We start from the raw sequence: 13,666 nt of genomic DNA on the forward strand, positions 1-13,666 counted from the left end.
GGGTGCCCGTCAGCGCCGCAGCGTCCGCCCTGCGTTCACTGCCTCCTGCAAGTCGTCCCGCAGAGCCCGCAAGAGCGGGCGGCGGGCGTCGTCGAGGTAGAAGTGGTCGCCCTCGAACACGCGGTGCCGGACTGGACGCACATTGGTGGCCCTGTCCCACTCCGTCAGTTGGGCGCGGCGCACGCCGGCGTCCGTGTCGCCCACGTACACGACCAGGGGACAGTCGAGCGGGGCGGCGGTGGCGTGCACATAAGTCTCGGCAGCGGTGAAGTCCGCACGCAGGACGGGGAACATCATGCGGACGAGTTCGGGTTCATCCAGGGCGGCGTCCGCGATGCCACCGAGGCGGACGACCTCGGTGAGGAACTCCTCGTCGGGCAGGGTGTGGCAGGGGCGCACCGCTGTGGCAGCCCGGTGCGGGGGCGCGCTGCCGGAAACGATCAGCAGAGCGGGCGGGTGGTGTTTGTCGCTCAGGATGCGTGCCGTTTCATAGGCCAGTACGGCGCCCAGGCTGTGCCCGAAGAAGGCGTAGGGAACGTCGTGCTCCTGGTCGAACAGGACCGGCCGGAGGCCCTCTGCGGCGGCCCGGGCCAGTTGCGCCAGATCCGAGATCGGCGGTTCGCCGTACCTGCTGTCGCGGCCCGGCAGGACGACGGGCAGGACCTCGACGTCCGGGGCGAGCTCCGGCATCCACGGCCGGTAGGCGAGTGTGCCCCCGCCGGCCTGCGGGAAGCACACCAGGCGGATGCGGCACACGTCGCGAGCCGCACCGGAGCGCACCACCCAGTCGCCCGGATTAGACATGGCCGCCTCCCGACTCATCACTTGGCTGGTCGTGTATCACCTTGACGAGATCCCTGATTGTGGGTGCGGCGAAGAACTGCTCCAGGCGGACGTCGATACCGCACTCCGCGCGTACGCGCGACACAAAGCGGGCCGCGTGCAGTGAACTTCCCCCGACCGCGAAGAAGTCGTCGGTCGGGCTCATGCTCTCCACACCGAGCACACGGGTGGCCAGTGCCGTGAGGTCACGTTCGTCAGAGCTGCCGCCCAGTGTCGACTCGCCGTCCCCCGGGGCGGACTGCTCGGTACGGACCGGCGGCAGGGCCGCATAATCGATCTTCCCGTTCCGCGTCACGGGCACTGAGTCGACGACGGCGAGCGCAGAGGGGACCATGTATTCCGGTAGCGAGGAGCGAACATGCTGCAACAGCCCGCCAACGCTGGGCTCGCCGGCGGGAGTCGGCACGATATGAGCCTCAATGCGCCCGCTCATGACGCGGACCACCGCTGTCCGCACTTCGGGATGCCGCTCCAGGGTGCACCGGATCTCGTCCAGCTCGATCCGGTGCCCGCGTACTTTGACTTGTCCGTCCGACCTGCCGATGAAGTGCAGTACCCCGTCACGGCTCATACGGACCAGGTCACCGGTGCGGTAGAGACGCCCATGCGGCCGTGAGGTGAACGGATCGGGTACGAAGCGCTCCGTGGTGAGGTCTGGCCGGTTGCGGTAGCCGCGGGCAACGCCTGCTCCCCCTACATACAGTTCACCGGGATACCCCGGCGGAACAACCGCGCCCGCCTCGTCAAGGACATGGACGCTGACATGGGTCAGGGGGCGACCGATCGGAACTTGCGACAGACCGTCCTGCGGCCGGCAGTGCCAGGAGGTCACATCGATGGTGCATTCGCTGGGGCCGTAGAAGTTGTGGAGCTCGGCTGATGATTCGAGTGCGTGAAAGCGTCGGCAAAGCTCAGGAGAGAGCGTCTCGCCTCCGCAGAAGACGTAGCGCAGACCGGAGATGTCGGCGAGCGCCGGGTGCCGCTCCTCCAGCAGCACGTCCAGCAGGGAGGGAACACAGGCGAGGACGGAGACGCCGGTATCGCGCATCACCTGCAGCAGCCGGTGTGGATCACGAGAGAGGCCGGAAGCTCCCAGGACGAGAGTCGCCCCTGAGATCAGCGGGGTGAAGATCTCCCACACCGAGATGTCGAAACTCAACGACGTGTGGTGCAACACCGCGTCGCCCGGTCCCAGGGGAAAGGTTGCGGCGTCCCACTGCAAACGGTTGGCCAGGCTGCGGTGCTCGACCTCGACCCCCTTGGGCGTCCCAGTGGATCCTGAGGTGTAGATCAAGTAGGCGATGGAGTCCGGACGAGCCCGCGCGGCGGTTGCTCCGGAGTGCATCGGGCCGGGCGAGGACTGCATCCGTTCCCGTGTCAGGACGGGAACAGGCAGGTCGAGGAGTCGGCTGCTCGGATGCTGATCGGTGATGACTGCGGCGGCTTCGCTGTCCCGCACCATGAACGCGATGCGCTCCGGCGGGTAGCCGGGATCCAGGGGGAGGTAGGACGCTCCCGCCTTGAGGACGGCGAGTATGGCCACGATGGTGTCGGTGCCGTGTTGCATGTGCAGGCCGACGGTGTCGTCGGTTCCGATGCCCTGTCCCCGCAAGGCGTGTGCGAATCGCTCGGCTCGGGTGTTCAGCTCCCGGTACGTGATCTCGCCCGTCGGCGTGCGCAGTGCTACGGCCTCGGGGTGGAGGACGGTTGCCTGCTCGACCATCTCATGTACGCACGAGCCGGACGGAAGAGCCTTGTCGGTGTCCCGGATGACAGCCGGTTCCCGCCGTTGCGCCAGCTGGTGGGGATGGGCGCCACGGTGCAGGCCGAGGCCCCGCATCGGATCACTGTCTCCTGGCGGCGCGGCAGAGGTCCGGGCACGGGGCTGCGCCCCCAGCCCGAGCCGCACCGCTTCGGCCAGAAGCAGGCGATAGCCGACAGCCACCGACTGACCGTCCTGCAGCCCTGAGGCCCCGTGGACATGGACAGCGTGCTGCACGCACTCACATAGCAACGGCCACACGGCATCGGTCACCGCGGCCGCGTCGGCGTCGATGGCGGCGAATCCGGCGGCAGACGCAGCGCTGTGCGGCCTTCCGAGAACGCACTCGTCGAGCCTGAGCAATTGGGCGTTGTTTTCCAGACGCAGCGCCTCCAGGCGTGCACGCTGTGTGGCCAGGGGGAACGACACCGCCTGCTGCGTCCCGATGGGCCGCCCGAACTGCCGCCGGGTGCGTGCTCGACCGGTGGCCATCTCCAGCGCGGTCAGCGCCATGCCGAGGAAGTGCGCGTTGCGCGATAACGCCGTGGCGGCCCACAGCGAGGCGGCTGGCGCCCGGAACATCTCCTGGGCACCAGCTGCGTCAGGGTGCAGTTCCCAGAGGTCCCCGCCCGGAGTGGGCCGGCGAACCGCGTCGGCCGCCGTCGCTTCGACGCCACGGACCTGTTCCGGCGATCCGGGCACTGGCAGGAGCACGTAGCGGGGAAGGCTCTCGGTGAAGCGACAGCCCGTCTGCAGCCTCCTGCTCGAAGCTCGCCGCGCGTCATCTGGAACCTGCTGCTCCTGCGCGGAGGAAGACCCGTGCATCTGGGTGGGGGTGACCAGGCCGACGGCCGACGTGCCGTCGATGACGGAGACCGCTTCGCGCGGTGCGGCAGCGGCCAGAACCGGCGCGGCGACGACCGCGTCGATGACGTCGCTCGGCGCCCAGATGCGGCCGAGTTGTTCGGCCAGCAACGCGGTCTCGGCCCACATGAGCCCCATACCGCCTTCATCCACGCTCAGACACATGTTGGTCCATCCCTGACCTGCCAGCGCATCACGAGCGGTTGCCGCAGTCGCGCAGGCGCCCGGGGAGGTCAAAACCTCGGCGAACTCATGGACGAGCTGCTGCTGCCATCCCGTCAGATTCGGCATGTCAGTTCCCCTCCTCCCACGGATCGCCGCCGTCCAGGAGATCGGTGGCCACGGTGGTCAGCTGAATTTCCGAGGTGCCGGCGGCCAAGGTCAGCCCAGGAGCCTCCCGCGCCGCCAGAGCCAGATCGGGGAAGTGCGCGTCCCCGTTGGCTACCGGACCGAGCAGTTCCCAAGCCAGCCATGCCACGCGCTGGGCCAGCTCGCTGGTCCACCACTTGGCCGCAGCTGCCGCCGCGGCGTTCAGACCGCCCTCGGCAACGCCCTGCACCGCCCGCCACGCCAGCAGCCGGCTGGAACGGATCTCGGCGTCCAGGCGCCCCAGACCGTGTTCGTCCTCAGCTCGGACCAGCTCTCCGCGCGCACGGAGGCCGGCGACGAGCTGGTCGAACCACCGCCGGGCCCGTCCGGCGAAACAGATACCTGTCCGTTCCAGCCCCAGCGCCTCAGCCAGCAGGGACCACCCCTGGCCCGGCTTTCCCACCAGAGCATCCGGCGGAAGGACGACCTCGTCGAACCGGACGGAGAAGAACTGCTCCGGGTTGAACGTGCGAATGGGCTCGACCTGTACCCGCGGATGGTTCAAGGGCACGATGAACAAGCCGGTGGCGGCATACGAGTGGTCGCGCCGGCCTTGAGTGCGCGCCGCGCAGATACCGAACTGTGCCCTGGACGTGCGGGCATTCCAGATCTTCGACCCGGTGATGCGCCAACTGTCGCCGAGCGATTCGGCAGTCGTGGTGATACCACCCAGGTCGCTCCCCGCATGCGGCTCGGTGAACAGCACGGAGAACACGATTTCTCCCGCAGCCATGCCCGGGCAGTATCGCCGCCGCTGCTCCTCGCTCCCGGCGGCCAGGATCGTGGCCCCTGCGTTGTCGATGGTGTTCACTCGCACACTGTCCGGAACACCGTGCAGAGCGAGTTCCTCGGCCGTCACCGCGGCGGCATACGCACTCGCCTCATGCCCGCCGTACTCACGTGGCCAATGCGGTGCCAGCCAGCCGCGCGCCCCAAGCTCTCTGTACACCGTCTCGGCATGCGGGCATTCCTCGTGAGAGGGCGTCGCCCATATGCGTTCAAGTTCATCGCGCATATCCGGGCGAGCCAGCAGATCTCGAATTCCGTTACGTAATGCCGACTCTCCTACAACTAAACCATCAGTCACAAGATCTCCGTCTCGGAGCTAAGAAATCACGCCGCACGCAGGGCAGGCGCACACCCATGGAGTCGAGTCCGTTATGCGTGCTGCTCGGACAAGCTCGCCGCACACAGAGGCACTGATCTGGGCCTACCTCAGTGTGCGGGGAGGAGCCACGCCGATGTCAACCCCTCGCGATCCACTTCAGGTTTCCACACCGAAGATCGATAACAGGACCTTCCCAATACAAAAATTTCAAACGCGCGAGTTTTCGCCTCACCACTCGACGAACGCGTCACATGCCTTCTCGATTCCTTTACATCTCCACTTTCTTGCAGATCAGAACATCTATTGACAGTCCCTTACGAAGCCAGCGGCACTGCCCGACTGTTGACAGCTACATGAACCCGTTCCTACCGTTGAATCTCAAGCGACGCCGATACTGACCTCTCATCAGGTCATTGCGGCCGTCTGACGGGCCGGTATCGCCCGCGGCCCTGTCGGGGGGCTGTAGTTGGCTGTTGCATCCCCCGGCCATCTCCCGCAGGCAACCCGGGCCGGCCTCTCGCCTATCAAGGCGACCCTGCACAGGAACAGCGCCATAAACCCACCGATCCGGCTCTCTCCAGAAGGTGGCCGTGAAGCGTTCCTTGGCACCCTCTTCTCCTCCATTCCGCCCCCTTTCCTCACCTCTGATGACAGTCGGGTCGAGCAGTGACGAGCAGCCACCGCCCGACGCGCATTACCGCGCCTTTCTAGGCACTGAGGTCGGCAGCGAGGTGGGCACCTTGCGCAGGGTCCTCACCCATCGGCCGGCCCGCGAACTGCAACGGCTCCTCCCGAGCAACCACACCGACCTCCTGTTCGACGAGATTCCTTGGCCAGAAGCGGCGCAAGCCGAACATGACCGATTCACTGGGCTGCTCCAGGAGAACGGCGTCGACACCGTGGAACTGTCGTCCGTTCTGACCGCCGCCCTCGCGGCACCGGATGTGTGCCGACAGGTCGCTTCGGCCACCGCTCGACCGCAGCAGCTCGGCCGAGCCGTTGCCGCCGCCGTTCATGACCTGCTGACCTCTGCTACTGCGGCGCGGACAACCGAACTCCTGCTCACCGGTGTGACGTTAGGAGAACTGACGGCGTATTCGCCCCACAGTGTCAGCAGCGCTCTCAGCGCCAGAGGCCGGCCCGCGGACTGGTTCGTCCTGCCGCCACTGGTGAACTCCATGTTCGTCCGCGACAGCAGCAGCTGGATCGGTGATCGGTATAGCGCCAATTCCATGGCAAGTCGAACTCGCAGGCTGGAGAGCCTGCTGCTGAGCGCAGCAGCCGACGCCGCGGGTGCTCGGCGCATCCCGGAACAGGAGCCCTTCGAGCCTGCCGCATTGGAGGGAGGAGACCTTCTTCTGGCAGGCGCGGGGTGCGTGGTGATCGGCGTCGGCGAACGGACCACGGCTGCCGCTGCCGAGCAGACGGCTCAGGCCCTGCTGACCTCCGGCCTGGCCACTCACGTCTTCGCTGTCTTGCTGCCCGACGAGCGACGGTGCATGCACCTGGACACCCTCATGACGATGGTCGATCAGGAGAGCTTTCTAGTCAGTCAAGTGCACCTGGATCAGTGCAGCTGGTTCTCCCTCAAGCTGAACGCTGACGCCACGGTGCGAGCCGCCAGCCTGGAGGACCCTTTCGGGGCTCTGGCCACCGCCATAGGGCTGAGCGGTATTCGGCTGATCGAGACCGGTGACGACAAGTTCGCCGTACAACGCGAGCAGTGGAGCGATGCCGCCAATGTGCTCACGCTCCGCCCAGGGAAGGTCATCGCCTACGACCGGAACACCATGGCCAACGACCGACTCAGTGCGGCGGGCATCGACGTCCTCACCATCCCCAGCGCTGAATTGGTCCGTGGTAGAGGCGGTCCGCATTGCCTCTCGTGCCCACTGGTACGCGATCCCCTTCCGGCCTGAGAAACGCCACAGCACTTCAAGCGCGCTCCTCCGTGCGGCGGAGAACTCCTGCCCCCCCCACACACACAATGCCTTGCCTCCTCAATCCATCCACCAGAGAGAAGGAATCACCATGACGACCTACGAGCAGCGAGCCGGCCTCGTCGGCGAGGGTAACCACCCCGAGGAGGAGAAGGCCACAGTCAAGTCGGTCTACCAGCAGGTCGCCGACGAGTACGACGAGCGGATACCCGGTCTCGGCCCCAGTGACGACATGTTCACTCAGTCGGAGCGCGACTTCCTCATAGGCGCCATTCGTTCCGGCGAGAAGGTTCTCGACATCGGATGCGGTACTGGCCGATTCACTGTACCCATGGCCGAGAAGGGAGCGGACGTCAGCGGACTCGACATCTCGCGTCCCATGCTGGACGTGGCATCGCGAAAGCTGGCCGAACGCGGCCTGACCGCGGACTTACGCGAGGGCGACATGGCTCACCTGCCCTTCCCGGACGCTTCCTTCGACACCGTCACCAGCATGCTGGCCCTGATGCACATCCCCCTTGAAGACAGGCCGGCCGTGTTCGGCGAGGTCGCCCGTGTGCTCCGTCCCGGTGGCAGGATGCTGCTGGGCGTGAAGAACTCCGTCTTCGAGGAGATGTTCACCGGCGACCGCTTCGCCTCAGTCGACGTAACCGACGTGGCGGGCAAACAGCTCCTCTTCACCAAGACCCGCAGCGGAGAGGAGTACGTAGCCCCCTGGTACAGCTTCAGTCCCCAGGACCTCAACACCCTGTTCGCCACCGTCGGGATGACCGTCACCCGGCTGCGTGGCAATTCACCTCTCGCTGTCTGGCTGGCTGACGAAGTGCTGCGGGATGAGTCGGTCAGGGCCTTCGTCAGCAAGACCGAGCGCTTCCTCGCCGAGGTGCCCCCCTTCAACCACTTCGGCTATCACCTCTTGGCCGAGGCCATCAAGCCCAGGGCGTAGCCAGGACGGAGCGGTGGCCAGCCTCTGCCCTTCTCGACGGGACAGACGCTGGCCACCGGTCCGATACGCCGTCAGTCTGGGACAGCACTGAGGGCCTTTCGGCGTCAGGATGATCCGATCGACACGGTGCCACTGGACCCGGTTGAACCGGAGGAAGCGGGGCAACCGGACACGCGCAGCGGTCATTCGGCGTCAGGAGATCCCGGGTTGAGTTCACGGTGGTCGCCGGACTCGTAGCAGAGGTGGGCCAGCGCGGCCAGCCGCAGAGTCCTGACCGGCCGCGAGCCGTTCGAGAAGCGCGTGTGGCCGTTCGTGCAGGGCGGATCACCAATGCACCAACATCAGCCCGCACCGCGCCGGCTCGCCCTGCACAGAGCCGAAAGATTGACTGCGGGCAGTGGGAGTTCCCTGGACTTTTCTGGGACTTCCGGCTGCATCAACGGGTACGAGCGTGAGACATCCGAAGGATCATTCGTGCAGGTCAGCGACCTACGACCGTATAACGCCACAGGTCACCGCGGCCGCTGGTCTCTTCCGGGACATCTGAGCACCCTTCACCGGAGTGCCGCCGCGCCCTGCCCGACCTGAACGGATGTCGGTCGAGAGGCGGTGCGGCGGCACCCTGCCCGTCATGGCGGCGTGGCCGCGCTCTGTGGGAAACGACCAACGGCGGCTCCGGCTGGGATGGCGGCGGCGCCCACCCCTGACATCCGTCAGTACCGGGCTCGTCTCGCGTCTTCCTACTGTGTCGGTGCAGCCACCGGCTGCTTCGACACCAGGACGACTCCGGAAGGCATCATCGTGCGCAGACTCCTCCGCGGTGCGGCCGCGCTCGCTCTCGCGATCGCCGCCATGACGGCGGGCGGTGCGTCCCAGGCCCATGCGGCCGGCTCGTGGGCCAACTGCCCGTACGGCGCGGTGTGCATCTACCCGCAGAACCAGGACCCCGCCATCAGCCCCAGCCACGTCTTCTGGGCGTACGGGCCGCACCGCATCTACAACCAGTTCGGCTACCACTGGGTGCTCAACAACCAGTCCGACTACGCGTTCGCGCACCTGTGCAGGAGCGTCGGCACGGACTGCTACGACACCGTCTACGCCCAGCACGGCCTGTACTTCAATCTCGATCCCATCAACTCGGTCACGCTCTCCGAGTGGCGGCCCACATGAGAAGACCGCGTACGGCGCTCCTGGCCGCGTTGCTGCTGACGTGGGCCGGGACGGCGTCCGCCGTGGCCGACGCACCGGCCGCACGGCCCGCGAGGAGCACCGTGCGGGCCGCCGCCCAGGTACCGGACGGTGTCACCGCCGGGGTGGCGGTCTTCGACCGCCGGACGGGGACGTTCACCGAGCAGCTCAACGCGAGCACGCGGTTCCGGTCCGCCTCGGTCGTCAAACTGCTGCTGGCCCTGGACGTCCTGTGGAACCGCGGGCCCGCCTACACGGTCCCGGACGCCGACCGGGCCCGGCTGGAGCCGATGCTGCGCAGCAGCCAGGACGCGGCGGCCGACCACTACTGGGCGGCGAACGGCGGCTCGGCGGTCATCAGCCGGATGGTGACGCGACTGGGGCTCAGCGACACCGCGCCGCCGCCCGCCGGGTACGAGGGGTACTGGGGCTACACCGCGCTCTCCGCCCGGGACACGGTGACGATCTACCGCTACGTCCTGGAGCAGGCGCCCGCCCCCGTGCGCGACTTCGTCATGGGCAACCTGCGCCGGTCCACGCGCTGCGCCTCGGACGGCTTCGACCAGCACTTCGGCATCGCCGGGGCGTTCGAGCAGCCGTGGGCGGTGAAGCAGGGCTGGTCGGGCCGGTACGCGGCGGGCACCTGCGGTCCGCAGGGCACCGCGGCGGCGGAGCCGGCACCCGCCGCGGCGGGGGTGGACCTGACCCGGCCGGCGCTGCACACCACGGGCACGGTGGGTGCCGACGACCGGGCGATCGTGGCCGTGCTCACCCTGCACCCGGCCGGTACGTCGTACGGGAAGGCGTACACGGACGTCGGGCGGCTGACGCGGTCGCTGAACGTGCCGGGCGCCGCACGGCCCGCCGGCACGTGGTACGGCACCTGGGGCGAGGGCGTGAACGTCCGCAGGGCCCCCTCCACCGGTGACGACGCGCTGACGCGGCTGCCCGCCGGGGTGGAGGTCCTGGTGGGCTGTCAGCGGCGGGGCCAGGTCGTCACCGTGCCGCCGTACACCAACGACTGGTGGGCGTACCTGCCCCAGTACGGCGGCTACGTCTCCAACATCTACATCAGCTCGCCGGACAACCGGCTGCCGGACGTCCCGGAGTGCGGCGACCGGCAGCCGTGACGGGCGGCGGGAGCCACGGTGGGTGAACCGGGACGGGGGTCCGGTTCACCCGCCGTACTCGGCGAGGTAGCGCAGCACCTTGTCGACGTGCGGCCGGACCCGCTCGGGCACGCCGCCCTGTTCGATGACGGTGCGGTCGCTCGTGCGGTAGCCGGCCGCGACCAGTGCGGGCAGGTCCTTCTTCGGCATCCCCGCCTCCTTGAACCGCTGGTCGAGCCAGCACACGTACCCGCTCATGGTGGCGATCGCGTCCGGCGGCGACATGTGGTCCTTGTCGCCGTCACCGTCGCCGTCCACGGCCCAGGCCCGGAACACCGACGGCGTCCACATGGCGATGCCGAACTCGTCGGTGGCCGGGCGGGCCGCGTTCGCGTCGAAACCGCTCTCCGCCTTGAGCAGGGCGGCGAGCAGGGCGGGCGTGATCTCCTCGTCGGTGCAGCGGTGGGCGGCCTTCGTGATGACCGGGCGCAGCGTCTCGGGCACGTCGGAGTCCGCGGGGATCTCACCGGGTGCCGCGCTGCGCGCGCCGGTGACGGCGGCGGGGACTTCGCGGCTGTCGTCGCCCTCGGAGTCCCCGCCGCCGAGCAGGAGCGTGCCGGTGACCACGGCGGCGGCCAGGCCCGTCAGGGTGGCGGCGACGGCGAGGACCGGGCGTCCGCGCCGGCGGCGCGGCCCGCCCGCCAGCTCCTCGACCCGCGCCGCGACAGTCTGCGCCGTGTGCGGGAGGCGGGAGGCGTGGTCCGGGGCCAGGCAGTCGGTGATGAGCCGGCGCCAGCCCTCGTCGAGGCCGGCGTCCAGACGCAGCGGCGCGGTGCCGCGCGCGTAGGTCTGGGCGGCCAGCGACCGGGCCCGTGCGGTGGCGCCGGGAAACGGGTGGAGGCCGCCGGTGAGCACCTGGTGGGCGAGGACGCCGAAGGCCCAGATGTCGGCGGTCGGCCGGATGACGGAGCCGCGGACGCCGGTGCGCTGGGACCACCACTCGGGCGGCAGGTGGTCGAGGGTGCCGAGTGGCGGCAGGTGGGCGTGGCTGCCGTCGAGTTCCGTGGCCAGCCCGAAGTCCGCGAGCCACACCTGCCCGTCCGCGGCCAGCAGGACGTTGGCGGGCTTGAGGTCGCCGTGCACCCAGCCGGCGCCGTGCATGTGGGCGAGTCCGGCGGCGACCCCGCGCAGGACTCGGTCCGCGTCGGCGATCGGGCGGCCGGTCCCGGCGGCGTCCAGGACGTCCTTCAGGCTGGCCTCGGCCCGGTCCATGACCAGCGCGATGGCTCCGTCCAGCGCGGGCAGGTCCGGGGCGTCGACGGTGCACACGGCACGGGTGCGGACCAGGTGGGGGTGGTTCGCCTCGGAACTGAACCGCACCTCCCGTTCGACGAGTTCGCCGAGTGCGGCGCTCTGGCCGGGGGCCAGGGCGTCGGTCGGCAGCACCTTCACCGCCGCGGGGGTGCCGTCGGCGACCGTACGGGCCTCGTAGACGGTGCCCCAGCCGCCGGAGCCGATGACCGCGCCGGTCTCCCAGCCGTCGATGCGGAAGCCCTCCGGGAGGCGGGGCGGCTGCGGGGTTCCCAGGGGGTCCTGGGCCTCGGACGACGTCATGCGCGGGCCTCCTGCGGGGCGGGGCGCCCGGCACCGCGGGGCGGCAGCAGGGCGAGGTGTTCCTCGCGGACCAGACCGAAGCGGAGCGCCACGGACGCGAGTCGGGCACGCTTTGCTCCGGTGCGGGTGCCGTCGGCCGTGGTCTCGTCGCCGAGGTCGAGGCGCAGCTTGGCGAAGGTCAGGTAGTCGATGTGGTAGTTGACCGCCGAGCGCGTCAGATCGTGGCAGGACTCGAGTGGACGCAGCCGCTCCACGATGTCCCCCACGCCGGGCAGGGCGGTGTCCGAGGCGTCACGCAGCCGCTGTTCGCACAGGGCGACCAGGACGAGGAAGTACTTGGACGTGGGGTCCAGGGCGAAGGGGTGGACGGTCTGTTCCCCGGTGCCGTCCGCGCGGTCCTCGCCGAGGTAGGCGTGCTGCGGGGCGAACACCTTGAAGTCCGCGGTCCCCGTCAGCGCGGGCAGCACCACTCGGGAGAACTCGAACGGCACGGGCGCGCCGAGGCGGCCCGGCGCCACGGTGATGTACTCGCCGGCGCCCTCGAGGTTCTCCACCACGTAGGAGACGCTGCGGCTGAAGTTGGACAGCCGCCAGTAGTCCCCGGCCGCCTCCAGCTGCCCCGCCCGGCGAGAGATGCCGGGATCGGTCAGGGGTATGGTCACTCCCCCGCCACCGGTCGGCCCGCGTCCGAAGTCGACGACCTCTCCCGGCCCCAGGTGCAGCAACTCGGGTCTGCCGGTCCCGGTCCCGGCCGACTGCGTGGGACCCGGCAACTGGACGATGATCGTTTCCATGTCTGACTCCCCCGATTCACCGCGTGGATTGTACGCGCGGATGTTCACTCGCCGCCGTCCCGACGGCCTCGGTGCCCACCCCTCCCACGCGGACCGGCCGGCACCGCCCACCGCACCGGGGCGCCCGCCCCTGACGGGGTGCCGGTGCCGCACGGTCCGGGGTGGTGCCCATGGTGAACTCCCGTGGGGCGTACGGACATCCGGCGCGCCGGTCGGGCGGGTGGACGTCGGGCGCGGCGGGCCGGATGCCGGGCCGGCGCCGAGCCGGCGTGCCGGTGCATTCGGCGTTCACCGGCTGCGGGAGCCGGGACGCGGGGAGTCGCGCCAAGGGAAACGGTGAGGCGCGACGGAGGGATCAGCGGTCCCCGGACCGAGGTCGGCGCGGCAACCCCCTGATGAATGTCAGGACCGCGTCGGCGTGCCCGCGTGCTTGTTTTGTGTCCATGAGCAAGTGCACGCCGTGGTGGTAGTCACCTCGGTCGTGGGTGCGTCGTCGCCCTGACGCCTGCCACCACCGTGCTCAGCCGGGCCTCGTCGTCGAAGACGTGCAGCCGTCCGCCCGGGGCTGTTGCGGCGCCCTGCACTGCCATAACGGCGACGGCGACAGGACCCGGCTCAGGACGGCGGCCGACCACGCCGGCGCGGCCCGGCCCGCGCCAGCGCGTCGGCAGGGCGAAGGTCGCGCATCCGGGCGGAGGGCCCGCTGTGCCGGCGACCTCGATCCGGTCGCGGCCCTGGACCGGCCCTGGGCCCGCGAGGTCGTGGAGGAGCCCGACCCCGCCGCCCGGCTCGCTCGCCAGGCCGCCGGCGCCCGCCGCGTCCTGGAGCGTGCCGCGCCGGTTCCGGAGGTGGTCCGCGGCGCGGCCGATCCGGAGTCGGCCGGGCTCCGGCGGGCCAACAAGGAGCAGCGCCACACGGTCCGGTTCCGCTTCGCCGAGGCCCTGACGGCCAGGACCGGCGGCAGGCTGCGGGGCGGCCACGACGACGCCGACGACGCCCTGGCCGCCCTCGGCCCGGAGACCTACGGCCTGCTGGTCACCGGCCGGGGCTGGTCCCCGCGGCTCTGGGATCGGTGGGCGGCGGACACGACGCTCGTACGCCAGTTGCTCGCGTGACCACGCGCAAAGGG

The 13,666-nt window shown here is 69.5% G+C and carries 10 protein-coding genes; 5 read left to right on the forward strand and 5 right to left on the reverse strand.

Annotation, left to right across the window (positions count from 1 at the left end):
* Positions 1 to 9: 9 nt before the first annotated feature.
* Genes ACF1A1_RS27725 through ACF1A1_RS27735 form a run of 3 tightly spaced genes read right to left on the reverse strand, consistent with a single transcriptional unit; the run spans position 10 to position 4,853 of the window.
* Positions 10 to 804: a thioesterase II family protein gene (locus tag ACF1A1_RS27725; protein WP_392003677.1), complete on the reverse strand. Its 795-nt coding sequence runs from the start codon at positions 802 to 804 to the stop codon at positions 10 to 12.
* Positions 797 to 3,760 (reverse strand): amino acid adenylation domain-containing protein, encoded by a 2,964-nt coding sequence (locus tag ACF1A1_RS27730; RefSeq protein WP_392003679.1) that lies wholly within the window; start codon positions 3,758 to 3,760, stop codon positions 797 to 799. The genes ACF1A1_RS27725 and ACF1A1_RS27730 overlap by 8 nt, the downstream gene beginning before the upstream one ends.
* A gap of 1 nt (position 3,761) precedes the next feature.
* Entirely contained in the window at positions 3,762 to 4,853 is a 1,092-nt protein-coding gene (locus ACF1A1_RS27735) for an acyl-CoA dehydrogenase family protein (RefSeq protein ID WP_392003759.1), read from the reverse strand.
* A 740-nt stretch (positions 4,854 to 5,593) separates the two neighbouring features.
* Here ACF1A1_RS27735 and ACF1A1_RS27740 point away from each other — a divergent pair.
* From ACF1A1_RS27740 to ACF1A1_RS27755, 4 genes are all read left to right on the forward strand, one after another.
* Positions 5,594 to 6,865 (forward strand): arginine deiminase family protein, encoded by a 1,272-nt coding sequence (locus ACF1A1_RS27740; protein WP_392003681.1) that lies wholly within the window; start codon positions 5,594 to 5,596, stop codon positions 6,863 to 6,865.
* 112 nt (positions 6,866 to 6,977) lie between these two features.
* Positions 6,978 to 7,832, forward strand: coding sequence for a class I SAM-dependent methyltransferase (locus ACF1A1_RS27745; protein WP_392003683.1), 855 nt, complete (start codon positions 6,978 to 6,980; stop codon positions 7,830 to 7,832).
* An 801-nt stretch (positions 7,833 to 8,633) separates the two neighbouring features.
* Positions 8,634 to 9,002: a hypothetical protein gene (locus tag ACF1A1_RS27750; protein ID WP_392003685.1), complete on the forward strand. Its 369-nt coding sequence runs from the start codon at positions 8,634 to 8,636 to the stop codon at positions 9,000 to 9,002.
* Complete coding sequence (locus ACF1A1_RS27755) at positions 8,999 to 10,150, forward strand: hypothetical protein (protein WP_392003687.1); 1,152 nt, start codon at positions 8,999 to 9,001, stop codon at positions 10,148 to 10,150. Before ACF1A1_RS27750 ends, ACF1A1_RS27755 begins: the two co-directional genes overlap by 4 nt.
* A 45-nt stretch (positions 10,151 to 10,195) precedes the next feature.
* On the opposite strand, the gene ACF1A1_RS27760 is transcribed toward ACF1A1_RS27755, so the two are convergent.
* Both ACF1A1_RS27760 and ACF1A1_RS27765 read right to left on the reverse strand, forming a co-directional pair.
* Positions 10,196 to 11,743 carry a serine/threonine-protein kinase gene (locus ACF1A1_RS27760; RefSeq protein WP_392003689.1) on the reverse strand — a complete coding sequence of 516 codons (1,548 nt, stop codon included), beginning with the start codon at positions 11,741 to 11,743 and terminating at the stop codon, positions 10,196 to 10,198.
* Positions 11,740 to 12,537, reverse strand: a complete 798-nt coding sequence (locus tag ACF1A1_RS27765; RefSeq protein WP_392003691.1) for a serine/threonine protein kinase — start codon at positions 12,535 to 12,537, stop codon at positions 11,740 to 11,742. Before ACF1A1_RS27765 ends, ACF1A1_RS27760 begins: the two co-directional genes overlap by 4 nt.
* Positions 12,538 to 13,082: 545 nt before the next feature.
* Here ACF1A1_RS27765 and ACF1A1_RS27770 point away from each other — a divergent pair.
* On the forward strand, positions 13,083 to 13,652 hold the full coding sequence (locus ACF1A1_RS27770) for a hypothetical protein (RefSeq protein WP_392003693.1): 570 nt from the start codon (positions 13,083 to 13,085) through the stop codon (positions 13,650 to 13,652).
* Positions 13,653 to 13,666 lie beyond the last annotated feature (14 nt).

The sequence above is a fragment of the Streptomyces sp. NPDC014995 genome (assembly GCF_043080745.1).
GTDB lineage: Bacteria > Actinomycetota > Actinomycetes > Streptomycetales > Streptomycetaceae > Streptomyces.

What these genes read in the sequence shown, in the direction of transcription:
- ACF1A1_RS27755 (WP_392003687.1), top strand. Translation starts at nt 8,999, where the DNA reads ATGAGAAGACCGCGTACGGCGCTCCTGGCCGCGTTGCTGCTGACGTGG.
- ACF1A1_RS27760 (WP_392003689.1), bottom strand. Translation starts at nt 11,743, where the DNA reads ATGACGTCGTCCGAGGCCCAGGACCCCCTGGGAACCCCGCAGCCGCCC.
- ACF1A1_RS27735 (WP_392003759.1), bottom strand. Translation starts at nt 4,853, where the DNA reads ATGCGCGATGAACTTGAACGCATATGGGCGACGCCCTCTCACGAGGAA.
- ACF1A1_RS27765 (WP_392003691.1), bottom strand. Translation starts at nt 12,537, where the DNA reads ATGGAAACGATCATCGTCCAGTTGCCGGGTCCCACGCAGTCGGCCGGG.
- ACF1A1_RS27745 (WP_392003683.1), top strand. Translation starts at nt 6,978, where the DNA reads ATGACGACCTACGAGCAGCGAGCCGGCCTCGTCGGCGAGGGTAACCAC.
- ACF1A1_RS27730 (WP_392003679.1), bottom strand. Translation starts at nt 3,760, where the DNA reads ATGCCGAATCTGACGGGATGGCAGCAGCAGCTCGTCCATGAGTTCGCC.
- ACF1A1_RS27740 (WP_392003681.1), top strand. Translation starts at nt 5,594, where the DNA reads ATGACAGTCGGGTCGAGCAGTGACGAGCAGCCACCGCCCGACGCGCAT.
- ACF1A1_RS27725 (WP_392003677.1), bottom strand. Translation starts at nt 804, where the DNA reads ATGTCTAATCCGGGCGACTGGGTGGTGCGCTCCGGTGCGGCTCGCGAC.